The 23,797-nt window shown below is 49.3% G+C and carries 24 protein-coding genes; 18 read left to right on the top strand and 6 right to left on the bottom strand.

Annotation, left to right across the window (positions count from 1 at the left end; all coding sequences use genetic code 11):
- From ACMP1L_RS12110 to ACMP1L_RS12130, 5 genes are all read left to right on the top strand, one after another.
- On the top strand, positions 1–220 hold a 220-nt coding region (locus ACMP1L_RS12110; RefSeq protein WP_418453152.1), incomplete at its 5' end, for a lactonase family protein.
- A 116-nt stretch (positions 221–336) separates the two neighbouring features.
- Complete coding sequence (locus ACMP1L_RS12115; protein ID WP_418453153.1) at positions 337–978, top strand: trimeric intracellular cation channel family protein; 642 nt, start codon at positions 337–339, stop codon at positions 976–978.
- A gap of 5 nt (positions 979–983) precedes the next feature.
- Positions 984–1,463: a hypothetical protein gene (locus tag ACMP1L_RS12120; protein WP_418453154.1), complete on the top strand. Its 480-nt coding sequence runs from the start codon at positions 984–986 to the stop codon at positions 1,461–1,463.
- 24 nt (positions 1,464–1,487) lie between these two features.
- Positions 1,488–2,045 carry a chromate transporter gene (locus ACMP1L_RS12125; protein ID WP_418453155.1) on the top strand — a complete coding sequence of 186 codons (558 nt, stop codon included), beginning with the start codon at positions 1,488–1,490 and terminating at the stop codon, positions 2,043–2,045.
- Entirely contained in the window at positions 2,026–2,577 is a 552-nt protein-coding gene (locus tag ACMP1L_RS12130) for a chromate transporter (protein ID WP_178755684.1), read from the top strand. The genes ACMP1L_RS12125 and ACMP1L_RS12130 overlap by 20 nt, the downstream gene beginning before the upstream one ends.
- A gap of 27 nt (positions 2,578–2,604) precedes the next feature.
- Here the strand turns inward: ACMP1L_RS12130 and ACMP1L_RS12135 are convergent, their stop codons facing one another.
- Entirely contained in the window at positions 2,605–3,816 is a 1,212-nt protein-coding gene (locus ACMP1L_RS12135) for an NADP-dependent isocitrate dehydrogenase (protein ID WP_178755681.1), read from the bottom strand.
- Between the two features lie 100 nt (positions 3,817–3,916).
- Positions 3,917–4,843, bottom strand: a complete 927-nt coding sequence (locus ACMP1L_RS12140) for a LysR family transcriptional regulator (protein WP_418453156.1) — start codon at positions 4,841–4,843, stop codon at positions 3,917–3,919.
- A 213-nt stretch (positions 4,844–5,056) separates the two neighbouring features.
- Between ACMP1L_RS12140 and ACMP1L_RS12145 the strand changes: the two genes are divergently transcribed.
- Together ACMP1L_RS12145 and ACMP1L_RS12150 are read left to right on the top strand one after the other, a co-directional pair.
- The gene (locus ACMP1L_RS12145) at positions 5,057–5,899 is read left to right on the top strand and encodes an aminotransferase class IV (RefSeq protein ID WP_475544549.1); all 843 of its coding nucleotides are present in this window, start codon (positions 5,057–5,059) and stop codon (positions 5,897–5,899) included.
- 44 nt (positions 5,900–5,943) lie between these two features.
- The gene (locus ACMP1L_RS12150) at positions 5,944–7,014 is read left to right on the top strand and encodes a P1 family peptidase (RefSeq protein ID WP_418453157.1); all 1,071 of its coding nucleotides are present in this window, start codon (positions 5,944–5,946) and stop codon (positions 7,012–7,014) included.
- Between the two features lie 113 nt (positions 7,015–7,127).
- On the opposite strand, the gene ACMP1L_RS12155 is transcribed toward ACMP1L_RS12150, so the two are convergent.
- The gene (locus ACMP1L_RS12155) at positions 7,128–7,853 is read right to left on the bottom strand and encodes a gamma-glutamyl-gamma-aminobutyrate hydrolase family protein (protein ID WP_418453158.1); all 726 of its coding nucleotides are present in this window, start codon (positions 7,851–7,853) and stop codon (positions 7,128–7,130) included.
- A 43-nt stretch (positions 7,854–7,896) separates the two neighbouring features.
- A complete protein-coding gene (locus tag ACMP1L_RS12160) occupies positions 7,897–9,855 on the bottom strand; it encodes a sigma 54-interacting transcriptional regulator (RefSeq protein ID WP_418453159.1) in 1,959 nt (652 codons plus the stop codon).
- Between the two features lie 277 nt (positions 9,856–10,132).
- Here ACMP1L_RS12160 and ACMP1L_RS12165 point away from each other — a divergent pair, with 277 nt between their 5' ends.
- The 11 genes from ACMP1L_RS12165 to ACMP1L_RS12215 all read left to right on the top strand — a co-directional run bounded on the left by ACMP1L_RS12165 (position 10,133) and on the right by ACMP1L_RS12215 (position 21,113).
- Positions 10,133–11,812, top strand: a complete 1,680-nt coding sequence (locus ACMP1L_RS12165) for a glutathione ABC transporter substrate-binding protein (protein WP_118719671.1) — start codon at positions 10,133–10,135, stop codon at positions 11,810–11,812.
- Positions 11,813–11,962: 150 nt separating this feature from the next.
- Entirely contained in the window at positions 11,963–12,883 is a 921-nt protein-coding gene (locus ACMP1L_RS12170) for an ABC transporter permease subunit (protein ID WP_177304020.1), read from the top strand.
- Positions 12,884–12,900: 17 nt separating this feature from the next.
- On the top strand, positions 12,901–13,800 hold the full coding sequence (locus ACMP1L_RS12175; protein ID WP_418453160.1) for an ABC transporter permease subunit: 900 nt from the start codon (positions 12,901–12,903) through the stop codon (positions 13,798–13,800).
- 14 nt (positions 13,801–13,814) lie between these two features.
- Positions 13,815–14,840, top strand: coding sequence for an ABC transporter ATP-binding protein (locus tag ACMP1L_RS12180; RefSeq protein ID WP_418453161.1), 1,026 nt, complete (start codon positions 13,815–13,817; stop codon positions 14,838–14,840).
- The gene (locus ACMP1L_RS12185; protein ID WP_118719673.1) at positions 14,840–15,862 is read left to right on the top strand and encodes an ABC transporter ATP-binding protein; all 1,023 of its coding nucleotides are present in this window, start codon (positions 14,840–14,842) and stop codon (positions 15,860–15,862) included. Before ACMP1L_RS12180 ends, ACMP1L_RS12185 begins: the two co-directional genes overlap by 1 nt.
- A 123-nt stretch (positions 15,863–15,985) precedes the next feature.
- Positions 15,986–16,798, top strand: a complete 813-nt coding sequence (locus tag ACMP1L_RS12190) for a M55 family metallopeptidase (RefSeq protein WP_418453162.1) — start codon at positions 15,986–15,988, stop codon at positions 16,796–16,798.
- Between the two features lie 26 nt (positions 16,799–16,824).
- Positions 16,825–17,916 carry a M42 family metallopeptidase gene (locus ACMP1L_RS12195; RefSeq protein ID WP_118719677.1) on the top strand — a complete coding sequence of 364 codons (1,092 nt, stop codon included), beginning with the start codon at positions 16,825–16,827 and terminating at the stop codon, positions 17,914–17,916.
- The gene (locus ACMP1L_RS12200; RefSeq protein WP_418453163.1) at positions 17,916–18,647 is read left to right on the top strand and encodes an AzlC family ABC transporter permease; all 732 of its coding nucleotides are present in this window, start codon (positions 17,916–17,918) and stop codon (positions 18,645–18,647) included. Before ACMP1L_RS12195 ends, ACMP1L_RS12200 begins: the two co-directional genes overlap by 1 nt.
- A complete protein-coding gene (locus tag ACMP1L_RS12205; protein WP_418453164.1) occupies positions 18,637–18,945 on the top strand; it encodes an AzlD domain-containing protein in 309 nt (102 codons plus the stop codon). The genes ACMP1L_RS12200 and ACMP1L_RS12205 overlap by 11 nt, the downstream gene beginning before the upstream one ends.
- 148 nt (positions 18,946–19,093) lie before the next feature.
- Positions 19,094–19,495 (top strand): DUF6465 family protein, encoded by a 402-nt coding sequence (locus ACMP1L_RS12210; RefSeq protein ID WP_118732355.1) that lies wholly within the window; start codon positions 19,094–19,096, stop codon positions 19,493–19,495.
- A gap of 181 nt (positions 19,496–19,676) precedes the next feature.
- Positions 19,677–21,113, top strand: a complete 1,437-nt coding sequence (locus tag ACMP1L_RS12215) for an RsmF rRNA methyltransferase first C-terminal domain-containing protein (protein WP_418453165.1) — start codon at positions 19,677–19,679, stop codon at positions 21,111–21,113.
- A gap of 189 nt (positions 21,114–21,302) precedes the next feature.
- Here the strand turns inward: ACMP1L_RS12215 and ACMP1L_RS12220 are convergent, their stop codons facing one another.
- Together ACMP1L_RS12220 and ACMP1L_RS12225 are read right to left on the bottom strand one after the other, a co-directional pair.
- Positions 21,303–22,739: a DUF1576 domain-containing protein gene (locus ACMP1L_RS12220; protein WP_418453166.1), complete on the bottom strand. Its 1,437-nt coding sequence runs from the start codon at positions 22,737–22,739 to the stop codon at positions 21,303–21,305.
- A gap of 123 nt (positions 22,740–22,862) precedes the next feature.
- Complete coding sequence (locus ACMP1L_RS12225; protein ID WP_418453167.1) at positions 22,863–23,795, bottom strand: RluA family pseudouridine synthase; 933 nt, start codon at positions 23,793–23,795, stop codon at positions 22,863–22,865.
- Positions 23,796–23,797 lie beyond the last annotated feature (2 nt).

Consider the following 23,797-nt stretch of genomic DNA (forward strand, 5'->3'; position numbering starts at 1 on the left):
GGAAAATGGTCATATGACTTATATCCAGAATATCAAGACAAAGGGTGAGCAGCCTCGCTTTATTACCACCAATCCGGACGGAACGATGCTTCTTGCGGCAAATGAACTGACAGATACGATTTGCTGCATGGACATTGATCCAAAGACTGGACTGTTAGCCTACAGCGGAACCGAGATCGCGGCAGAAAGCCCAGTCTGTGTGGTGTTTAAAACAAAATAGAAATGAACATGGAGAGAAGGACAGCCCTAATTGCTTGTCCTTCTTTTTTCTTGTTAGAACGCAGAAATCATGATAAGATAAAAAAAATAAATGGAGAGAAGGCGGGGTTTACAATCATGAATTATTCAGATTTGATCATTTTCATTATGGAAATGATGGGGACGGTGGCGTTTGCAGCATCCGGGGCTATGCTTGGCATCCGCAAGAAGATGGATCTCTTCGGGGTCTGCGTTCTTGGAGTGACAACTTCAGTAGGGGGCGGAGCAATCCGTGATGTGACGCTTGGTATCATTCCCCCGGGAATGTTCCGCAGGCCGATTTATACCATTGTGGCTGTGATGGTTTCACTGGGACTGTTTGCGCTTCTTTATATCCGGAGAAATCTTCTGGACGGGCGTATCGGACAGCTTTATGATCTGCTGATGAATATTTCTGACGCGATCGGTCTCGGAATTTTTACGGTGGTTGGCATTAATACAGCCTGGAATGCCGGGTATTACCAACTGTTTTTGCTGGTGTTTGTCGGCGTGATCACCGGAGTGGGCGGAGGTCTGCTGAGAGATGTGATGGCGCAGGAGAAACCGTATATTCTGACAAAGCATATTTATGCCTGCGCTTCCATCATCGGAGCCCTGGTGTGTGTCTATACAAAAAGCACACTTGGAAATCTGACGGCTATGATGGTGGGGGCCTCTGCGGTCGTGATCGTGCGTTTTCTGGCTATGCATTATCGGTGGAATCTGCCACGGATTGAGTAAAGGTTATGATATTTATATACCATTATCCTGAAAAAGGAACATGTGATTCGAAAAAACAGGCCTGGTGCTGCGCCGGTATGGAAATTTGCCGTAATCCTTCTGCCAATATGTTTTTTGCTGCATTGATATCTATTTCAAAAGTAAATTCCACCGCCAAAATGAAAAAGGAGGCTGCACCTATGATATCGCATTTCCTCCCGTTCTGGCAGTTATATTCAACAAAACGATATCGTTCTAATCTTATTAACTGGGGATTACTTCCTCTTAGGACAGATGAACCATTAAATCTACCTGTCGGTACATATCTGTTGATTCCAGACGTACAAATGATTGTAGAATCCGGCAAAAAAGAGTTTTATGTAGAAATACTGGATTTGCAGTCCGGATCTGCAGAGTCTGCAATTTTATGTACGCTGGATACACTTACCGAGGATGAAAAAAAGATACTTCTTTCCGGTTGTCTGATTAACTATTATAAAAATTAGCCGTATTACGAGAAGGAACAGAGCATGAAAAAATTACAGCGACTTGTCATAATATTTTTGCTAATGTTTAAAATTGGCGCATTTACATTTGGCGGTGGTTGGAGCATTATTGCACAAATGCAGGCAGAATTTGTAGACCGGAGAGGATGGATGACAGAAGAACAGATTGCAGATTATATGTCTTTGGCAAAATCATTTCCAGGAATTATGATCATCAATATGTCTGTTTTTTGCGGTTTTGCGATGAATGGTGTCAGTGGAGCAGTGGCCGCGGCTTTTGGTCTGTCTGCCCCAGCGTTGCTTGCGATTGCGGTTGTTACGTATTTCTATGCATCTCTTCGTGATAATATCTATGTAATAAAAATTTTAAATGGCGTGCGAAGTGTTGTAGTTCCAATTATTATAAGTGCCTGTCTGCGCCTGAAAAAAACAGCAATCCACAGTAAGGTTTCGTGGCTGCTTGTTTTTGCTTCATTTATTTTATGCGTTATGACTGGAATTAACAAGCTGTTGCTTGTAGCAGTTTCTCTGATTATAGGTATGCTCATTTGGAAGGGGAAAAATGATGGAACTGTATCTTGAACTGTTTCTTTCATTTATGAGAATAGGATTCTGTAGTTTTGGCGGAACAACGATGGTGCCAGTCATTAATGATGAGGTTTTATCGCATGGCTGGATGACTGCAGCGGAAGTAATTGATATTGTCGCAGTGGCAGAAATGACACCAGGGTCTTTAGGAATAAACTGCGCAACCTTTGTTGGTTTGCGAACTGCTGGCATTCTAGGAGCGCTGTCTGCAAGTTTGGGAGTTATGATGCCATCCCTTACATTGAGCATGGCTGCTGCAGGATTTATCTTTCAATTGAATGGAAATCCATGGTTGGAGAGTGCGTTACGGGGCGTCCGTCCTGTAAGTCTTGGTATGCTGGCGGCGGCAGCTGTGACGCTTGGAATAACAACTTACTGGAGAGAAGCCGGAAACATGTGGTTTTCTGCCATTCATTGGAATCAGATATTAATTGCACTGGTTTCATTATATTTATTGCTTCAAAAAAAACTATCCATTCCTAAGACAATCTTGATTGCGGCAGTATTAGGGCTTCTCATCGGTTGATGAGAAGCCTATACGCATTTTTAGAGATTATCCGCGAAGCTTCATCAGCCGTTCCTGGACAGTAGCAATGAATACAAGTCCGGTAACAACATGCGGATTTTTAATCGTGGTTACTTTTTTCAGATCAGCAGTCATAATGCCGTTTTCTACGGTATTGACTGCTGCTTCTTTTAACTGGCGGCCAAAGGTTTCCAGCTCTTTGTTCTGATCCAGCTCGCCGCGTTTTTCCAGAGCGCTGGCCCAGGCCATAATGATGGCAAGCGGGTTGGTAGATGCAACACCGCCCTCCAAATAGCGGTAGTAGTGACGGCGCACGGTTCCGTGAGCAGCCTCGTACTCATAATTGCCGTTCGGTGATACCAGCACGGAGGTCATCATAGCTGCGGAACCATATGCGGTAGCCAGCATATCACTCATAACATCGCCGTCATAGTTCTGGCAGGCCCAGACATAGCCGCCCTGATTTTTTACGGCACGGGACACTGCATCGTCGATCAGACAGTACTGGTAGGAAATACCGGCCTTCTCAAAGTTTTCCATAAACTCATTCATGAAAACATCTTTGAAAATCTCGCGGAAATTACGGTCATAGACCTTTGAAATTGTGTCCTTTGCGGAAAAGATCAGATCCTGCTTTACATCCAGTGCATAGGACATGCAGCAGCGGGCAAAGCTCTGGATGGAAGAATCCAGGTTATGGATGCCCTGGACAACACCAGGCGTGGTAAAGTTATGGATGAGCTCTCTTGTTTCCGTCCCGTCTTCAGCAGTGAAAACCAGCTCACATTTGCCCGGCTGGTCAATCTTCATTTCGGAAGCACGGTAGAGATCGCCATATGCATGGCGGGCCAGGGTGATGGGTTTCGTCCAGGTTTTGATATAGGGCTCAATGCCTTTGATCAGGATCGGTGCACGGAACACGGTACCGTCCATGATGGAGCGGATGGTAGCGTTCGGGCTCTTCCACATTTTTTTCAACTGATATTCCTGCATGCGCTCCAGGTTTGGCGTGATGGTGGCGCATTTGACGGCAACACCGTATTTGTTGGCGGCATTGGCGGAGTCTATTGTAACCTGGTCATCGGTGAAGTCACGGTTGCGGATGCTTAAGTTATAATACTCGACCATGAGATCCACAAAAGGCAGAATCAGTTTTTCCTTGGTTTCTTTCCACAGGATTGCAGCCATCTCGTCGCCGTCCATCTCGACAAGCGGTGTAGTCATTTTGATTTTTTCCATAATCTTTCCTCCTCTGGGTTCTGGACAGTTGACTGTTCTTTACCTAGTTTATCACAACAGGGCGATTTTGAAAATGTGACAGTCCAATCTTTTGCAAAACTCATGCCAGTTCTTCCTTCGCGATCCGGATAAAGAGCTGGTCTGCTTTTGATAAAAATCCACTCTTTAAAGATGTAATGCACATATCCCAGTGAGCCTGGTATGCGTTGTCAATGGACAGCAGTGCCGGGTGGTATTCCTCCGAAGTAATCCGGGAGTATTCCAGAGGCACGAAGGTAACCCCCATTCCCTGGGCAGCAAGAAGCTGGGCGGTTTCAAAATTGCGCAGTGTGAGTGAAATTTTCGGACGCTGGATTCCGGCACGTCCAAGCACTTCATCCGTGATCTGACGGATACGCTGCGATTTGTGCAGCATCAGGAAACTTTCGTTTTTCAGCAGTTTTACATCCAGAACCGGGTATGGATATCCGTCCTTGCGTTCTGCCTGCCTGATCAGCGGATGATCTGGTGCGAGCGCGATCACGAATGGATCGCGGCGCATGATGTCGAACTGAAACTGAGGCTGTGTCCGGATGTCGGCCGGGGTATGCATGATGGCAAAGTCCAGTTCTCCTGACATCAGCATCTGCTCCAGTCTGGAAGAGTTTTCCTCTGAGATGGTAAGCTCGATATTAGAGCATACATCACAGAAGCGCGGCAGAATTTTAGCAAGGGTCAGGGTACTGAGATGGTTGGTGGTGCCGAGATGGATCTTGCCGGTTTTCAGGTTATTGATGTCACTGACCTCCAGCTCAAAATCCTGATAGATCTTTAATACCTGGACTGCCATATGGTAATAGCGCTCCCCGGCAAATGTAAGTGTCAGACCGCCTGCTGTGCGGTTAAAGAGCGGCAGGCCAACGGAATCCTCAATCCGCTGGATCGACTGGCTTAGGGATGGCTGGGCAATGAAGAGCTTTTTGGCCGCCCGGGATATATTTTTTTCGTCTGCTACTGTTTTGACATATAATAATTCTTTGCTGGTCATGGTTTGTCCCTCTTTCGGTGTATCCATAGGAAATTATAATCTAAAATGTACAAAGCTTCAAGGTTCGTTTGGCACAACTATTTACTTTTAAAAATCCACATTGTATACTTACATCAAAGACATATACGGATTTCATGACAGTGCGATCTGTACTGTAGAAGAATGAAAGTGCAGCAAAGCTGGCATGTGCCGGAAGATAAGGAGAAGAATAGTATGGATAAGATGAAGGACCTTGCTTATTATAACGGAAAGATTACGGCAATTGACGATATGATGATTCCGGCTAATGACCGCGGATTCTACTTCGGAGATGGAATTTACGAGGCGGCAATGGTATTTGATCATAAGATCTTTGCCCTGCAGGATCATCTGGACCGCATGTTCAACAGTGCAGCCATGCTTCGCATTGAACTTCCCTATACAAAAGAGGAAGTCGGCGCGCTTCTGACGGATCTGGTGCAGAAGTTAGAGAGCAGCTGCCAGTTCCTTTACTGGCAGGTGACCAGAGGAACCTCTCCGCGCAATCATCTGTTCCCGGGAGAGGGAGTTTCCAGCAATCTGTATGTATACAGCAAGCCTTGGAGCGGTGTGCAGATGTCCGATGAATACCGGCTGATCAGCATTCCGGATACCCGTTTTTATCACTGCAATATCAAGACCTTAAATCTGATCCCGAATGTCATGGCAGCTCAGCAGGCATCTGAAGCAGGCTGCAATGAGACTGTTTTTGTACGGGACGGATTTGTGACGGAATGCTCACATTCGAATATTTCCATGGTGAAGGATGGCGTGTTCATTACGCATCCGTTAGATAATCTGATTCTTCCGGGAACTGAGAGAAAGCACATCATCCGCTATTGCGGTGAACTGGGAATCCCGGTAGAGGAGCGTGCATTTACCCTGGAAGAGCTCTACACCGCAGATGAGATCCTGGTGACCAGTACCAGCCATCCGAGCATGCGTGCCATGGAGTTAAACAAAAGGGCTGTCGGTATGAAGAATCCGGAACTGATCCAGAAGCTGCGTGATAAATATTTAAGTGAAATCGGGAAATGATCTGCTGTGGCAGTTCCTGATAAAAAGCAGAGAGGAAGAATAACATGGAGAGAAAACGAATCCGGGACTTTGGCCTTGTGCCTGGACGCCTGCAGACCGGAAAACGAAATAAGATTACGGATGTGCCTGGGGTAAAGGTCGGACACTGCACGGTAAAAACAGAAGAAAATCATACCGGAGTGACGGTGATCCTTCCCGGTGGGGACAATGCATTTGCAAAGAAATACATTGCAGCAGCTTATGTTCACAACGGATTTGGAAAAAGTGCCGGGTTGGTTCAGATAGAAGAACTGGGAACGCTGGAGACCCCCATTGCCCTGACGAATACGTTAAATGTAGGAAAGGTATGGGATGCCATGGTGGACATCGTGGTGGAGCAGTGTAAGCAGGATGGTCTGAATCCCATGAGCATCAATCCGGTAGTGGGCGAGTGCAATGACTGCCGCATTAATCAGATTCAAAAGCGGGCAGTGGGAACAGCAGAGGTCCGTCGCGCCTTTGCGTCTGCCTCCGATGACTTTGAAGAGGGAGATGTGGGGGCCGGAGCAGGAACGCTCTGCTATGGCCTGAAGGGTGGTATTGGCTCTGCTTCCCGTGTGATCCGTATTGGAGAAACAGAATATACCATTGGTGTGCTGGTCCAGTCAAATTTTGGAGCAACTGAGGATTTTGTGTTAAATGGAGAGGCTGTCGGTGCAAAGATTCTGGACTGGAAGCAGGAAAAGGATGATATGGCAGCATCGGAAGAGGACAAGGGTTCTATCATGAGTATTCTGGCTACGGATCTTCCGCTGACCAGCCGTCAGCTGAAGCGTATTCTTCGGAGAACCGGAGTAGGCATTGCCCGCACGGGCGGCTATACCGGACATGGAAGCGGTGAGGTCATGATCGGATTTACCACAGCAAACCGGATTCCATCCGGCACAGAAGAGAAACTGCTGCAGATTCAGGCGATTCCGGAGCATGTGATCAACCGGGCATTTCTTGCTGCTGCGGAGGCAGAGCAGGAAGCAATCTTAAATTCCATGACAGCAGCAGAGCGGACCCGCGGACTGGCAGGAGAACTTTATTACAGTCTGGCGGAGTATCTTGAAGACCAGGATTCGAAACAGTAACAAATTCGTTCAGACAATCAACAGAAATTGTATAGAAAAAGCGGATTGCAGGATGAGAGAAACGATTTCTCTGCCTGCAGTCCGCTTTTGGCGTTGAAGGTATTTGAGCAGGATTATTTGTCGGCCGTTTTTTTGGCTGCTTCGATCAGTCCGGTGAAGACCGGGAGCATATCATCAGAAGCCAGGAGCATAGCTTCCGGATGCCACTGGATGCCGAGGCCGTACGGGTAGTCGATCAGCTCAATGGCTTCTACAATGCCGTCATCGGCCGTCGCGGCAATCTTTAAGCCGTCCCCCAGCTTTTTCACGCTCTGGTGATGATAGCTGTTGGTCCAGATCCGCTCACCAAACATGTTATAGAGAGTAGTGCCTGGCCTGAGGGAAACCTGATGGCTCACATCACCACGGTCATCCCGGATCATGTGTCTTGCGGTTCCTTCCCCATGCAGACTGTTATCCTGATACAGGGTTCCGCCACAGGCCACATTTAAGACCTGGTGCCCCCTGCAGATAGCCACAAACGGTTTTCTGGCTTTGATGACACGGCGGATCAGTCCGATCTGGCTGCGGTCCAGCATCAGACTTGTGTCACCTACCAGCGGATGAGCCATTTCCCCGTAGCAGCAGGGGGTGATATCTGCACCGCCGCTGAAGATGAAGCCATCGCAGGCCTCTGTCATGGCATCTAAAAGCTCTTCATTTGTGACGGAAGGAAGCAGGAACGGAACCCCGCCGCCCTTGGTTACTGCATCGTTGTAAGTCCAGCCGTTCGTGGAAAGAAGTGCGCCGGATGTGGGATTTTTGGTATTTATGGTTGTAATTCCGATCTTTGGCAGCATAATAGAATACCTCTCTTTGTCAGATGTGACAGTTAGTATAACATCAATGCCGGATAGATGCAAGTCCAAGCTCTGTGATCTCACAGCCGCTTCGGGTCCTGCCGACCCGGATAAGCCCGTCATCTGCCAGCTCTTTTAACAGTCCGCGCAGTTTTCCCTCACTGACGGCAATATCTTTTCCGGCCAGGGCTGTCAGAATGGCGCCGCGCCCGATTCTCGGTGTCTCAGCGATCAAAGACAGCACCTGATTTCTTAATGCGCTGCTTTCGCTGAAGGGCTGGCTGACCCGGTTCCGGATATAGGAAGGAAGCTGGGAAAGAACCAGTGGGTGAGCGGAGTACAGAGAGAAAAAGTACCGGCTCAGGTTAAACAGCTCCTGGATATTCCCCGGATATTCGTAGCTCATGAGAAAATTCATCAGACTGGAAGAAATCAGATCTCTCAGACGGATATTGGAATCGTGAAACAGTTCGCGGAAAAAGTGTTCCATGAGTATGGGAATATCTTCCCGGCGTTCACGAAGCGGGACGGTGTCAATGGAGGCCGCATTTAAAAGGAAAAAGAGCTCTTCCCGGAAACTTCCGTCCAGAACATTCTGATACAGATCCTGACTCGTGGTGGCCAGGATGCGGATATCAAGGTCTGTCATTGTGTTTTGCAGGATGCTGATGAGCGTATCCTGGGTTGTGAGCGAAAGTCGTTCTGCACCGTCGATCAGAAGAGTACCCTTGTCAGCCTGCCTCAGATGCTCCTCAGCCTCCAATCCGGTATACAGGGAGTTGAAGATGATCAGCGGATTCTGTCTGCGGCTGGAAGTCTTGTGGATGGCTATGGCAATCTTTTTTTTCTGGGTTCCGTTTTCCCCCTGGATCAGGACCGGGAAATCGTAGAGCGCCAGGCGGCGGGCGTATTCCAGCATGTTCAGGACACGGCCGGAGACGGAGATGATACTGTCAAAACCGCTGTTAAGCCGGTAAAAATCTGAGGAGGGATCACGGATATCAATGGGGGTAATATCCGGATCCGGAGAGGCAGATGCCGGCTGGCTGCTCAACAGATACAGCGTTTTATGACCGGGAAATGAAAGATGCAGCACGCTGAGCTGGCGTCGCAGACCGCTGCGGCTGACAAGCTGGTAGTCCGCACTCTGACAGAAATTGTGGGAAGCATACTGGGAAGGCAGCCAGGATGAAAACATGCTGTTCATGCATCCGGTTTCCGGAATATCCCAGTCCTGACAGAAGGCACGGTTCAGCATGCTGATCCGGCCTTCGTCTGTCATAAGACAGAGACTGACGGAAAGGTTGCTCATCACTGCCTGTAAAACCTGCTTGGAAAAAACGTAGTTGCTGTAATGCGTTCCGGTCAGCTGTAGGATCTGAAGGATCCGGTTGACGTAAGTCCGGGTGATCTGATTGGTGAGGCTGGAAGGAAGGTGAAAGCAGGTGCACAGATCGTGGATCGTGGAGATATCAATGATCCGGTTTCCAATGTTGATGACATTGGGAACATGGGCCGGGACCAGCTTTGGTTCACCCAGGGTGATGGCATACTGGATCGATTCATCTGTCTTGGTGCAGCCCTGGTAAAAAGGCACAAAATGGTACTGTGTGATGCCGGCCTCCTGGAGCTGGCCAAGAATATCCAGAACAGATTCTTTGGTATCATTGACTAGATAGACCGAGGCCCCCTGCGGAATCCGGATGATCCGATCGAGAGAAGCCGGGTTAAAGGTGCGGGTGCAGACAAGCTGTGTCATGTTTTCCGGTACCGGAATGGGAAATGCTTCCCTGGTACGGCTGCTGGCAAACAGGATGCAGGAATAGTCCCGGATCTGTGCCGGGTCGTGGATCTGGTAAGGGTCCAGGATATGAAAGCTGATATATTCGCCAAGCAGGGCAGAGAGATAGTCCTGAAATTCCCGGCGGATGCCGGGATGCAGGCAAATGATGAGTACACTGTTTTTCTGATTGACGGTGGCAGACGGTTTGAAGTGAGACATGACAGATGCTCCTTTCACTGGAATCAAGGTTTTAATAGGCATATTATAATGCATAATAATGCATAAAACAACCTAAACTATTAATAAAACAAAGAAGTGCGGATATTTATCAAAAAAACCATTTTTCTGTTTGACAATGTAATGTGATAAAGTGTAAAATAAAAACCATGCAAGGGTGCATACACGAAAAGGGAAAGTATGTTCCATGCTTTTTTTATATACGCGGAACATAAAAACGTGTAAAGACCTTTGAAAAAAAGAAGAGGAGGATCATTTTATGAAGAAGACAAAAACAAAGCTTCTGGCTGTACTCCTGACTGCAGCTATGGGTGCACTGACCGCGTGCGGCGGCTCCGGTTCTTCTGAGACCACTGCAGCAGCTTCCGGTGAGTCACAGGCAGCAGAAACTACCGCAGCCGTAGAACTGGCAGAGGGAGAGTCCGTGTCCCAGGATACCGACATCACCGCAGCAATGCTGGTAGACTTTACTACCATGGATCCGATGGATACCAGTGATACCTTATCCGGCGGTATTCAGAGACTGATGATGGATGGTCTGTTCGGCTTCGATGATGATATGAAGATCATCCCGATGCTGGCTACCGACTACGAAGCAAACGACGACGCTACCGAGTTCACCATTCACTTAAGAGAGGGCATCCAGTTCTCCGATGGTACTCCGTGGAACGCAGAGGCAGCAAAGGCAAACTTTGACCGCTGGGGGGATAAGAACCTTGGCTTAAAGAGAACGACCCTACTCTGCAACGTTTTAAAAGAGACCGAGATCGTTGATGATTACACCGTGAAGGTAACCCTGGAAAATCCATTCGGCGCATTTATCCCGACTCTGGCTCATCCGGCCTGTGTTGTTATGAGTCCGGCAGTCATCGCAAAGGGCAACGAGGAGTGCGCTAAGAATCCGGTTGGTACCGGCCAGTACACCTTCGTAGAGTGGGTAGCAGGTGAGCACGCTACCATCGCTTTAAACAAAGACTGGTGGGGCTATAACGCAGATATCTGCGGCGGCACCGCTTTAGTAGACCCGGATGCCGGTTTCAAGACCATTACCTTCAAGCCGGTATCTGAGAACGCAACCCGTGTCGCAATGCTGCAGTCCGGTGACGCACAGTTCATCTGGCCGGTTCCGACCGAGAGCATTGAGACTCTGCGTGGCGACAGCAATGTAGCAGTTGGCCAGGAAGAGGGTATCGTAGTACGTTACCTGATGATGAACAACCAGAAAGCACCGTTTAACGATGTGAGAGTCCGTCAGGCCATCAACTACGCGATCAACAAGGATGCTTACTGCGCAGTTGTTAAGAACGGTGTGGCAACTCCGGCAACCTCCATCATCGGACCGAACGTCCAGTTCTACAAGGGCAACGATGTATATGCATATGACATCGAGAAGGCGAAATCCTTACTGGCTGAGGCCGGTTATCCGGATGGCTTCAAGACCAGCATCATGTGTGCTTCTACTACTGCAAACTTAAAGCAGTGTGAGTTTTTACAACAGCAGCTGGCTCAGGTCGGCATCGACGTTGAGATCAACGCTCTTGAGAGCGCGGTGGTAAACCAGAAGATCCAGGATGTGAATGTTCCTGGCTCTGAGGCAGAGGTTGATATGTATGTGATCGGCTGGTCCCCGTCTACCGGTGATGCTGACTGGGGTATCCGTCCGTTAATGGCGATCGAATCTGAGCCGCCGGCAAGCTACAATATCTGCTACTATGAGAACGAAGAGGTTGACCAGCTCTTAAAAGACGCATTATCTACCGCGGATGATGCCAAGAGAGCTGAGGCTTACGCAAAAGCCCAGGATATCATCTGGGAGGAGAGCCCGCTTGTATGTCTGGCAAACGACAACAACACCTGGGCCAGCTCCGCAAAGATGGTGGACGCAAAGGTCTTCCCGGATAACTGCCTGAACTTAAGAAACGCTAAGCTGGCAAAGTAATCCATATTTAGCTAAGAAACAGATCTGACAGAATGATATACTGCAAAACAGGTGGTCTGGCGGAAATCTGATCCGCCGGACCATTTTTGCAGGAAAAAGAATCCGATTAACAGGGGGTACTCCCCAAAAAGAATGAAAGGTGTTGAGTGTATGTTAAGGTACATAGGTAAAAGAATCATTGGAGTGATACCTACCCTGATTATTGTGGTAACCTTCGTATTTTTCTTCGTACGGCTGATCCCGGGTGATCCGGCACGTCTGGTAGCCGGTCCGCAGGCAACGCTGGAAGATGTACAGGTAGTTAGAGAAGAACTGGGTCTGGATAAACCAATTCATGAACAGTACATTACATATGTAACGGGTCTGCTGAAAGGTGACCTTGGTACATCTCTCCGGACCAAGCGTCCGGTTGCGGTGGAGGTTTCCAACCGCTATGCCAATACGGCAAAACTGACCCTGCTGGCCCTCGCATGGAGCACCATCGTGGGTGTGCTTCTCGGCGTATGGTCCGGAAGACACAGAAGCCACTGGCAGGATTACACAGGAATGACACTGGCTGTGTCCGGCATATCGCTTCCTTCTTTCTGGGTTGGCTTTATGCTGATCATGGTATTTTCCGTGAATCTGAAATGGTTCCCGACCACGGGTGCGGATTCACTGAAGAGTCTCGTATTACCTTCGATCGCACTGGGATCCAGTATTGCGGCAATCATTGCCCGCTTTACCAGATCCTCTATTATAGAAGTATTAAAAGATGATTACATCCGTACTGCGCGCGCAAAGGGATTAAGAGAGCGCGTGGTTGTATGGAAGCATGCGTTCCGCAACGCGATGATCTCCGTTGTTACCGTAGTCGGCCTGCAGTTTGGTTTCCTGCTTGGCGGTTCCGTAGTAACCGAGTCTGTATTCGCGTTCCCGGGCCTTGGTTCTCTGCTGGTTGAGTCCGTAAACTACCGTGACTATCCGGCGATCCAGTCCCTGATCCTGATCTTTTCATTACATTTCGTTGTGATCAACCTGATTGTAGATGTGCTTTATGCTGTGCTCAATCCGGAAATCCAGCTTGACTAAGAAAGGAGGAGTTTAAGATGGCAAAAGAGAAAATAATGAAGCAGGCCGAAGAAAACCTGAATGAAAAAACGGACATCAGCACTCCGCTTTCTGAGTTTGTCCGCAAATTTAAGAAACAGAAGACCGCCATTGTGGCTCTGGTTTTCATCCTGTTTTTAGTAGTGCTTTCCTTTACCGCAAAATTCATTGCTCCGTATGGGATTAACGATTTCGATTACAACGCGATCATGCAGGCACCGACCGCGGCACACTGGTTCGGAACCGATGAATTCGGAAGAGACCTGTTCTCCCGTATCATCTGCGGTACCGGAATTTCCTTAAGTGTCGGCCTGTTCTCTGTCAGCATCGCGGCTGTGATCGGCTCTTTCCTGGGCCTGATCGGCGGTTACTACGGCGGTATCATTGATTCCATTATCATGCGTATCTGTGACGCGCTGTTCGCGTTCCCTGGCATCATTCTGGCCATCGCGATCGTAGCGATCCTTGGCAGCGGCATGACCAATGTAATCATTGCGGTAGCGGTGTTCAACATTCCGAAATTTGCGCGTCTGGTACGAGGCAACACCCTGGCAACCAAGAACAGCGTGTTCGTACAGGCAGCAAAGAACATCGGCGCGGATGATAAGCGTATCCTGTTCTACCACATCCTGCCGAGCGCGATCCCGGACATCATCGTGCAGTACAGTATGTCCATCGGATCTTCCATTCTGACTGCGTCTTCCTTAAGTTTCTTAGGCATGGGTGCCCAGCCGCCGACACCGGAGTGGGGCTTGCTTTTAAGCAACGGACGTACTTACATGATGAACAGCTGGCATATCACCCTGTTCCCGGGTCTTGCGATCTTCTTAACCGTACTCAGCTTCAACCTGCTGGGCGATGGACTCAGAGACGCACTCGATCCGAAGCTGACTGATTAAGGAGGTGCAGGAATATGAGCGAAACAATCAAAGTGGAGACAACGAAAGATGCCTCCGGCAAAAATATTCTGGAAATCAAAAACATGCACACCTGGTTCCATATGGACAGCGGTATTGTCAAGTCCGTGGATGGTGTTGACATTGAGTTAAAAGAGGGTTCCACCCTCGGTATCGTAGGTGAGTCCGGAAGCGGAAAGAGCGTAACTGCCCTTTCTGTCATGGGCCTGTTAATGGGAACCACCGGTAAGATTGAGGAGGGCGAGATCCTCTTAGACGGCAAGGACATTGTACACATCGGCAATGAAGAACGCAGAAAACTGCGCGGCAGCAAGATCTCCATGATCTTCCAGGAGCCGATGACCAGCTTAAATCCGGTCATGAAGATCGGTGACCAGATCATGGAAGCCATTCTCATGCATCAGAAGGTCAGCAAGAAGGAAGCAGAGGAGAAGGCCATCGAGATGCTTCGCATGACCGGTCTTCCCCGCGTGGAAAAGATGATGAAGGAGTATCCGTTCCAGCTTTCCGGCGGACAGCGCCAGCGTGTCATGATCGCCATGGCTCTGGTATGCAATCCGGAGATCCTGATTGCCGATGAGCCGACCACGGCTCTGGATGTAACGATTCAGGCACAGATCCTAGACCTGATGAACAAATTAAAAAAAGAGATCGGAACTTCCATCCTCTTTATCACCCATGACCTTGGCGTGGTGGCAGAGGTCTGTGACCAGGTTGTTGTCATGTACTGCGGCCGCGTGGTTGAGAAGGGCTCCGTTTATGACATTTTCGACAAACCGTCCCATCCGTACACGGAAGGCCTGTTAAATTCGATTCCGAAGCTTGGCGAGCATGTGGAAGAGCTAGAGTCCATTCCGGGCAATGTACCTAATCCGAAGTACATGCCGAAGGGCTGTAAGTTCGCGCCGCGCTGCAAATACGCGTTTGACCGCTGCCGCGAGGAGGAGCCGGGCTTCACGGATCTTGGAAACGGGCATCAGAGCCGCTGCTGGCGCTGTATGCAGGAAGGGGGTAAGGACTGATGGCAGACAATTTATTAGTTGTTCGGGGACTCAAGCAGTATTACCCGGTAAAGGGCGGACTTGGAAAAGAGCCGTCCTATGTGAAAGCAGTCGATAATGTAGATTTTGAGGTAAGACGCGGCGAGGTATTCGGAATCGTAGGAGAGTCCGGATGCGGAAAGTCTACCCTTGGAAAAAGTATCTGTAAGCTGATCGAGCCGACGGATGGCTCCATCGTGCTGGATGGTGAAGAAATCGCAAAATACACACCAAAGCAGATGCGGCCGATCCGAAAAAAAGTCCAGATGGTATTCCAGGATCCGTACGCGTCCCTCAACCCGCGTATGTCAGTCCGTGATATCGTGGCAGAGCCGCTTATCATCCACGGCCTGACAAAGACCCGTGAGGAGACCGATCAAAAGGTTGTAGAGCTTTTACGCCGTGTTGGCCTGGATGATTACCATGCAAACCGTTATCCGCATGAGTTTTCCGGCGGACAGCGTCAGCGTATCGGCATTGCGAGGGCCCTGGCTGTACAGCCGCAGCTCATCATTGCCGATGAGCCGGTTTCCGCGCTGGATGTTTCCATCCAGTCCCAGGTGTTAAACCTCATGAACCAGTTAAAGCGGGATATGAACCTGACCTACATTTTCGTTGCTCATGACTTAAGTGTTGTGGAGCATATCAGTGACCGTGTCGGTGTTATGTATCTGGGAAATTTTGTTGAGGAGGGAGACAAGTACAGTCTGTACCAGAACCCGCTTCACCCGTATACCCAGGCACTTCTTTCCGCTGTTCCGATCCCGGACCCGAAAGCAAAGAAAGACCGGATCATTCTGGAGGGAAATATCCCCTCTGCACTGAATCCGCCGAGCGGATGTAAATTCCATACGCGCTGCCCGAAGTGCATGGAGCGCTGCAAGACGGAGGCTCCGCAGAAGTACCAGGTAGGTGACGATCATTTTGTATACTGCCATCTGTACGACACCGAGGAAGCGAAGAAGAACGCGAAAGCTGCGGAGAACGCAGTGATCCATCAGTAATAAAGTCATAATAGCAATTACATGGCAGAGGAGCCGGTTGATGACTAGATGCCATGAACCGGCTCTTTTGCTGTCTTTTGAAAAAATACAATTGAAATTTTTATAAAAAGAGAGGCACGAACAATGAAACTGTTTATCAGTGCGGATATTGAAGGCTGTGCCGGAACAACCCTCAATTATGAAACCCACAAAGAAGAACCGGCTTATCAGAAATACGCAAAGCAGATGACCGATGAGGTCGTGGCTGTCTGTGAGGCTGCTCTGGCTACCGGCGTGGATGAGATCGTAGTAAAGGATGGACACGGAGATGCCACCAACATTGATGTGATGGCCATGCCGGAGCATGTCACTCTGATCCGCGGAAAGAGCGGGCACCCCATCAACATGATGTATGGTCTTGATGAGACATTCGATGCGGTGTTTTATATTGGATATCATGCACCCGCCGGTGATCCGGGAAGCCCACTGAGCCATACTTCCACGGGGGCCAGCAATTTTATTGAGTTAAACGGGAAGCGTATGAGTGAATTTATGCTGAACACTTATACGGCGGCCATGTACGGTGTTCCGGTGCTGTTCTTATCCGGTGACGAGCGGATCTGTGAGCTGTCAAAGGAGCTGGTTCCGCAGATCACGACGGTGTCTTCCAAGAAGGGCGTGGGCGGAAGTGCCTGGAATGTATCACCAAAGACTGTGATCGCAGATCTGAAAGCATCCGTCACAGAGGTGCTTTCCGGTGATATAGAGGCAAAGCTTGCTGCATGCAGAGTCACGCTTCCGGAGCAGTTTACCTATGAGGTAAACTATAAGGATCTGAAAAAGGCTTACCAGATGTCCTTTTATCCGGGCATGAAGGCAGTAGACGCGCGCACCAACCGCTTTACCAGTAAAAACTGGATGGATATTGTGACAGCTCATTCATTTGTGGTATATTAAAAGAACATACAGGGAGGATATGAACCATGGCAGATTTAAAGACAATTGAGGATTTAACCAACGCTTTTGGCCCGAGCGGTTTTGAGGAAGAGGTAGTAAAAGCAGTACAGAAGCATTGCGAGGGGCTGAATTTAAGAAACGACGCGATGTATAATGTATATGCGACGATGCCGGACGCAAAGGGAAACCGCCCGGTGTTTATGCTGGATGCGCATACCGATGAATGCGGCTTTATGGTCCAGAACGTGGAGGATAACGGACTTCTCAGTATCATCACCCTGGGCGGATTTCATATGACCAGCCTTCCGGCCCACAGTGTCATTGTGCGCAATAGTAAAGGCGAAAAAATCAAGGGAATCATTACATCCAAGCCGGTACATTTCTTAACGGCTGCCCAGAAGGCCGACAATTCCCTGACGATCGAGGAATTAAAGGTGGATGTCGGAGCCAGCAGCAGACAGGAGATCGAAGAGGATTACGGAATCCACGTCGGTGATCCGATCATGCCGGATGTGACCTTCTCCTATGATGAAAAACACGGCATCTGTTCCGGAAAGGCTTTTGATAACCGTCTTGGCTGTGTCTGCATCATTGAGACCATGAAAGCCCTGATGAAGGAGACGGAGAGCCTGGCCGTGGATGTGGTCGGTGCCTTTGCTTCCCAGGAGGAGGTTGGCATGCGCGGCGCAACCGTGACTGCACAGCAGGTAAAGCCGGATCTTGCTATCGTATTTGAGGGATCTCCGGCAGACGATTTCTATTACCGTACCGGTGTAGCCCAGGGCTGCTTAAAGAAAGGTGTGCAGATCCGCCATATGGATAACAGCTATGTGGCAAATGACGCATTTATGGCCTATGCACATGAGATTGCTGACAAATACGGAATCAAATGTCAGGATGCGGTAAGACGCGGCGGAAGTACCAATGCAGGTAAAATCCATCTGACCCATCAGGCGGTTCCGGTTCTGGTTCTTGGTATTCCGTCCCGTTATGTGCATACCCACTACAACTTCTGCGCAAAGGAAGATATCGAATCCACCATTAAAATGGCTGTTGAGGTTATCCGCGGTTTAAATGATGAGCGTATCCGCCACATTATGCGTCAGGATGTATTATAATGCAGACTATGGAACAACAAAACGACAGAATATCTTTTCTTAAGGGAATGCGCGATGGAGTGCCCATCGCGCTTGGGTACTTTGCTGTTGCTTTTACACTTGGCATTACCGCAGGTAAGGCAGGGATGAATGCCCTGCAGTCTTCCCTGATGTCTGCGTTGATGCTCGCATCGGCGGGGGAGTTTGCGGCGATCAGCATGATCGGATCTGGAGCAGGGGTGATGGAGATGATCGTTACTACAGTGGTCATCAATATGCGCTACCTGCTGATGTCAAGTGCTTTATCCCAGAAGGTGCAGCAGAACAGGCCATTTCTCCACAGAATCTTCATGTCTTATGCGGTGACGGATGAGATCTTTGGCATATCCATGACGGTTCCGGGAAAGCTGAATCCGTTTTATCAATACGGTGCAGCCAGTGTGGCAGCGCCCGGCTGGGTATTCGGAACCTTTCTTGGCACGATGGTGGGCATGATCCTTCCGGCACCGGTCATGAGCGCTATGAGTGTGGCTATATACGGCATGTTTCTTGCAGTGGTGATCCCGCCGGCAAGAAAGGACAAGATCATTGCCGCAGTGGTAGTGGTATCCATGTCGGTAAGTCTTTTGTTCCAAAGCATTCCGGGACTTAAAAATATCTCATCGGGGTTTCAGATTATCCTGCTGACCGTGCTGATTTCGGCTGCAGCGGCAATCCTGTTCCCGGTACAGGAGGAGCAGCATGCATCATAATATTTACGCTTCCATTCTGGTCATGTTCCTGACAATTTATGGCGTGCGGGCCCTGCCACTGACGCTGATCCGCAGGGAAATCAGGAATCCGTTTATTCAGTCTTTCTTATATTATGTTCCTTATGTGAGTCTTTCTGTTATGACGTTTCCGTCCATCCTTTCTGCAACAGGAAACCGGATCACGGGAATTGTCGGATTTGTGGCAGGGGTGATCCTTGCCTGGATCGACGGAAATCTGTTCCGTGTTTCCATTGGTGCCTGTGTAGCAGTCTATATTGCGGAGATGATTTTGCATTAAAGTCGGAACAAACGTGTGCAGAGGCCTGTAAACCACTGGAAAACATTGACAAAAACAGGAAACAGATTTATAATGCCTTCATCGTCTGTCAAAAAACAGGTGATGGGGAGCAATTCATAATTGGAATCGAATGAGGAGGATAAGAACTATGGCAACAAGAAGAAACGCAGCTAAGGCACCAGCAAAAGCAGCACCGAAGACCGAGACCGTAAAAGCAGAAGCTAAGACAGCTGCAGCAGAGGTTAAAGCAGAAACTCCGGTAAAAGCAGTTGTTGAAGCACCGGCAGCAAAGCCAGTCGAGACCACCAAAAAAGCACCAGCAAAGAAAGCTCCTGCAAAGAAGGCAGACCCTAAGGCTTGCGTAGTGATTGAGTTCTCAGGCAAACAGATCGTAGCAAAAGATGTTCTGGACAAGGCAGTGAAAGCATATGAGGCAGACCATAAGGGCGCAGAGATCAAAACCATTGAAGTTTATGTAAAACCGGAAGAAAATGTTGCTTACTATGTTGTAAACGGAGAAGGTTCTGACGATTATAAGGTAATCTTATAATTCAGGATTCTCAGTTGTATCTGTATACTTTGTAAAGAGTGGAGGGGCTGTTGCAGACAGGTTCCAGAACGTTCTGGATTCCGTGTTGTGACAACCCTTCATTTGTTTGTTATAAATTACGGGAAATAAGGATCGGGAGCAGAAATCGCTGCCGGATAAAACGGATAAAGGAGAGAAACGGATGGAACAGCAGCAGGAGACCTGGAAACTTCCAGAGGCATTTGTGGCAAGAATGAAAGCGATGCTGGGAGACGCATGTGATATATTTCTTGCAAGCTATGAAAAAGAGCGGGCACTGGGGCTCCGGGTAAATACCATGAAGGTTCCGGCAGCGGAGTTTGCCGGTCAAAATCAGGCTTTGTTTTCCCTGCGACCGGTATCCTGGTGCCGGGAAGGCTTTTATTATGACCGGGAGAGCCGTCCGGGACGCCATCCTTACCATGAAGCAGGAGTATATTACATTCAGGAACCGAGTGCCATGGCAGTTGTGGCTTTGCTTGCTCCAAAGCCGGGTGAACGTGTGCTGGATCTGTGCGCGGCTCCGGGGGGCAAGACAACACACATCGCGTCACGCCTGGAAGGACGCGGACTTCTGGTCAGCAATGAAATCCATCCGGCGCGGGCAAAAATCCTTTCCCAGAATGTGGAGCGTATGGGAATTGACAACGCTGTCGTGACAAATGAGGATTCGGGAACCCTGGCTGCATTTTTTCCGGAGTTTTTTGACTGTATGGTCGTGGATGCGCCGTGCTCCGGAGAGGGGATGTTCCGGAAAGATGAACAGGCCAGAAATGAGTGGAGTGAGGCAAACGTAAAGCTTTGCGCAGAGCGCCAGCAGGAGATTCTGGACAATGCGGCAGAGATGTTAAAGCCGGGCGGCAGAATGGTATATTCTACCTGCACGTTCGCACCGGAAGAAGATGAAGCCGGAATCTCTGACTTTTTGAAACGACATCCGGAGTTCTCGGCAGTGCGCCTGGAGCCGGGCGGATATCCCGAGGGTCTGTCCTGCGGGCACCCGGAATGGAGTCAGGATCAAAATCCAGATCTTAAGTACACCTTCCGTATCTGGCCCCATGAGGCGGAGGGAGAGGGACATTATCTGGCTCTGCTGAAAAAGGACGGAACCTGGGCGCCGGAAGACAGCCGGAAGCGAAAACAGCCAAAATACTGGAATGACAAGGCAGGCAGAGCCTATCTCGGGGAATTTTTCAAAAAGTCCCTGACGGAAGAAGGATATGCGCTGTTAAAGGACGGTATGGAACAGCTGATTCTGTTTGGAGATCAGCTGTATATGCTGCCGGATGGCATGCCGGCACTGGACCGTCTGAGAGTGCTTCGTCCCGGACTGCATCTTGGGGAATTCAAAACAAAACGTTTTGAGCCGTCCCATGCGCTTTCTCATTTTCTGAAGCCTCAGCATGCAGTATCTGTGTGCTGTCTGGATCCGGAAGATCCCCAGGTACTGGATTATCTGAAGGGAAACACAGTCCGTGGGGAGGCCGGCCTCTCTGGCTGGACGCTGGTCTGCATTGGGAAGTATCCTCTTGGATGGGGAAAGGCAGTTTCCGGTGTGGTAAAAAATCATTATCCAAAAGGGCTTCGCATACAGGGTTAGATCCCTGATGTGCGAAGCCCTTTTTTATATGATAGGAAATTGCGTCCTATCATATAAAAACGCTCCGCGAGGATGCGCACTCGGCGCAAAGGTAGATGGTTGCTGAAGCAACCGCGCCTCGGCGCGAGAATGTGCCAAGGCACATTCTTTTTTGTATCATGGAAAACAGATGCATTGCCGATGTGCTGCTCAGTCATGGGTTCGGAACATTTCAACAATTGCGATCATATCTTCTTTGTTCAGCTTTTTATTGTTCATAAAGTTTCTGGTTTCCGGAATGTAATGTTCCAGGATCGGTAGCAGTATAAGCGCTGTGATACCTGCGGTGAAGCCGCCGTTGTACAGCACCAGGCCGCCGTGCAGGGCAGAGGTTGCGGTACACATGGATGCGCACATGAAGCCGGCGGCAATGCCGGCGCGTCTGCCGTAGCGCCCGGAAATCGGGCACAGGCCGGTGGCAAATGCCACACCGTTGATGTATCCCTGCGTGGTAATGGTCCAGCTGATCTCTCTGCCGCTGAGATAGCAGATCGTCAGTGTGAACAGATACAGAAGCTGATATCCCGCAAGAATCGGCCAGATATTTTTCGGATGCTGCCCCATGCAGGTAAAAGTCAGAGCTGCCAGGATCACACCGATGGTGGCACCGGTAAAACCGGCACCTTCCGTGTAGACCATGATGATATCCAGGTAGAACAGGAAGAATATTCCCACTGTGCCAATGTTAATGAGGCAGAGCGGCATACCGTATTGAGAGGCAAAATCACTCTGATGTCCGGTGTCCCGGGTCAGCTCTTCATATCCAAGAAAGCTTTTGCCGTTTAAGAAAAATCCGGTCAGAATGCAGATAATAAAAATAAGCAGGAAAAAACAGTTGGCATACAGCTGAAAGGAGCGGCCAAACTGTTCGTAAACCGGATTGAAGCGGGTCAGCTTGGAAGATGGATCAATTCCCATGGTGTTGTAAAAAAGGTTAAACAGGAAAAAACCGAACACGCCGAATGCCAGTCCGCCATTATACAAGTTGTAACCTTTGTGCCATGCGTGGGCCCCCGGGAGAATGGCCGGTACGATAAAGCCCAGCATGATCGAAAAAGCGATGGTCAAAAGCACGCCGCTGACCGTTAGTGTCGGATGCCCGAACACAAAGGTATCCTGGGTGTAGCGGAATAAAAGTTCACCGATAAACGGGCTGAATGAAGTTGTGAACATGCAGACGTGCAGGTTGTTTTTAAAATTCAGCTTCTTTAATCGAAGATAGAGAAACGGGGCCAGAAAGCATGGCCACATGGTCAGAAAGTTCAGTCCGTAAAAGCAGTGCGCTACTACAAGAAAATAACCGGCCAGTGTGCTGGGACGGGAATCTCCTTTTAAACCGACCATAAAAAGCCAGCAGGCCATGCCGCAGGCGCCGGCGTTTAACATGGCGCTCGGCAGACCGCCGATCTCCAGATAGTCTGTAACCAGCGGGCTTGGTGATGTCATGATAAGATACCAGCCGTGGAGTATGCTGCCAAGTTCTCCTGTGTAGATGGCTGCGACCAGCGAAGAAATCAGAAAAGAAACGGAGAAGCCGAGAGCTATCCCGTTGATGATAGTACTGTTGGATATTTTTTTACCTTCCATGCATAAATCCCCTGTAGCGATATTTTTCATTATGAGTAGTGTTCTGACTTTCAATTATAGAGCAGCGGGTATTTCATTTCAAGGCAATTTCTTAACGAAACTTGTACGGAATTCAGTGCAAAGTTACTGTGTGACTGCAGGGCAGGCATTTGTTCGGGCATCTGGTAAAAACTGCTGCATATCCGCCGGGACAGGGGCTGTAAATTCCATGGGGATCCCGGAAACCGGATGTGAAAAGGACAGCTTCCAGGAGTGCAGGCTCTGACGCTGTAAAAAACGGTAATCCGGATTATAAAGGAAATCACCGTAGAGGGGATGGCCGATATGCTTCATATGGACCCGGATCTGGTGAGTACGTCCTGTTTCCAGGTAAATTTTAAGGAGAGAGGTGTCGGTTTGCGGCTGGTAGAAGAGCAGCTCATAATGGGTCAGCGCAGCTTCTCCGTGGACGGGGTCCGGGACACGCTCGATCGTGGAGCCCGGGAGTCTCGCAATGGGAACGTCAATCGTTCCTTCCGGCTGTTCTGAGAGGTTCCCGCTGACTGCGGCCAGATAGGTGCGGTGAATCTGGCGGTTCCTCACCATATCAGAAAGGATACAGCTGCTCAGTGCATTTTTTGCGACGATCAGAAGCCCGGTGGTATCACGGTCCAGGCGGTTGACGGCTCGGAAAACAAAGGGTTTTTGTTTCTGTTTAAAATACCAGGCAAGTCCGTTTGCCAGAGAGTTGGAGAAATTGCCCTGGGATGGGTGGATGGGAACATTCGCGGCTTTGTTTATGACCATCAGATCCTCATCTTCGTAAAGAATGGACAGCGGCATGCGCACAGGAACAATATTTTCCGAAGAAGTCTCTTCTGCAAATGTGACATCCAGCCGGTCACCGGTTTTCATGCGGAAGGTGGTATAAACCTTTGCCCCGCGGATCATCAGTCCGTCTTCAGTCAGTTTGATACGGTTGATCAGACTTTTGGAATATCCATGGGAGCGAAGCAGTGCTTCTACGGACTGTCCGTCTGTGGAAGCAGTGTAGGAGTGGCGGATGATATGGTCCATGT

Origin of the sequence: Ventrimonas sp., assembly GCF_048380235.1 — a bacterium.
Lineage (GTDB): Bacteria > Bacillota > Clostridia > Lachnospirales > Lachnospiraceae > Brotaphodocola.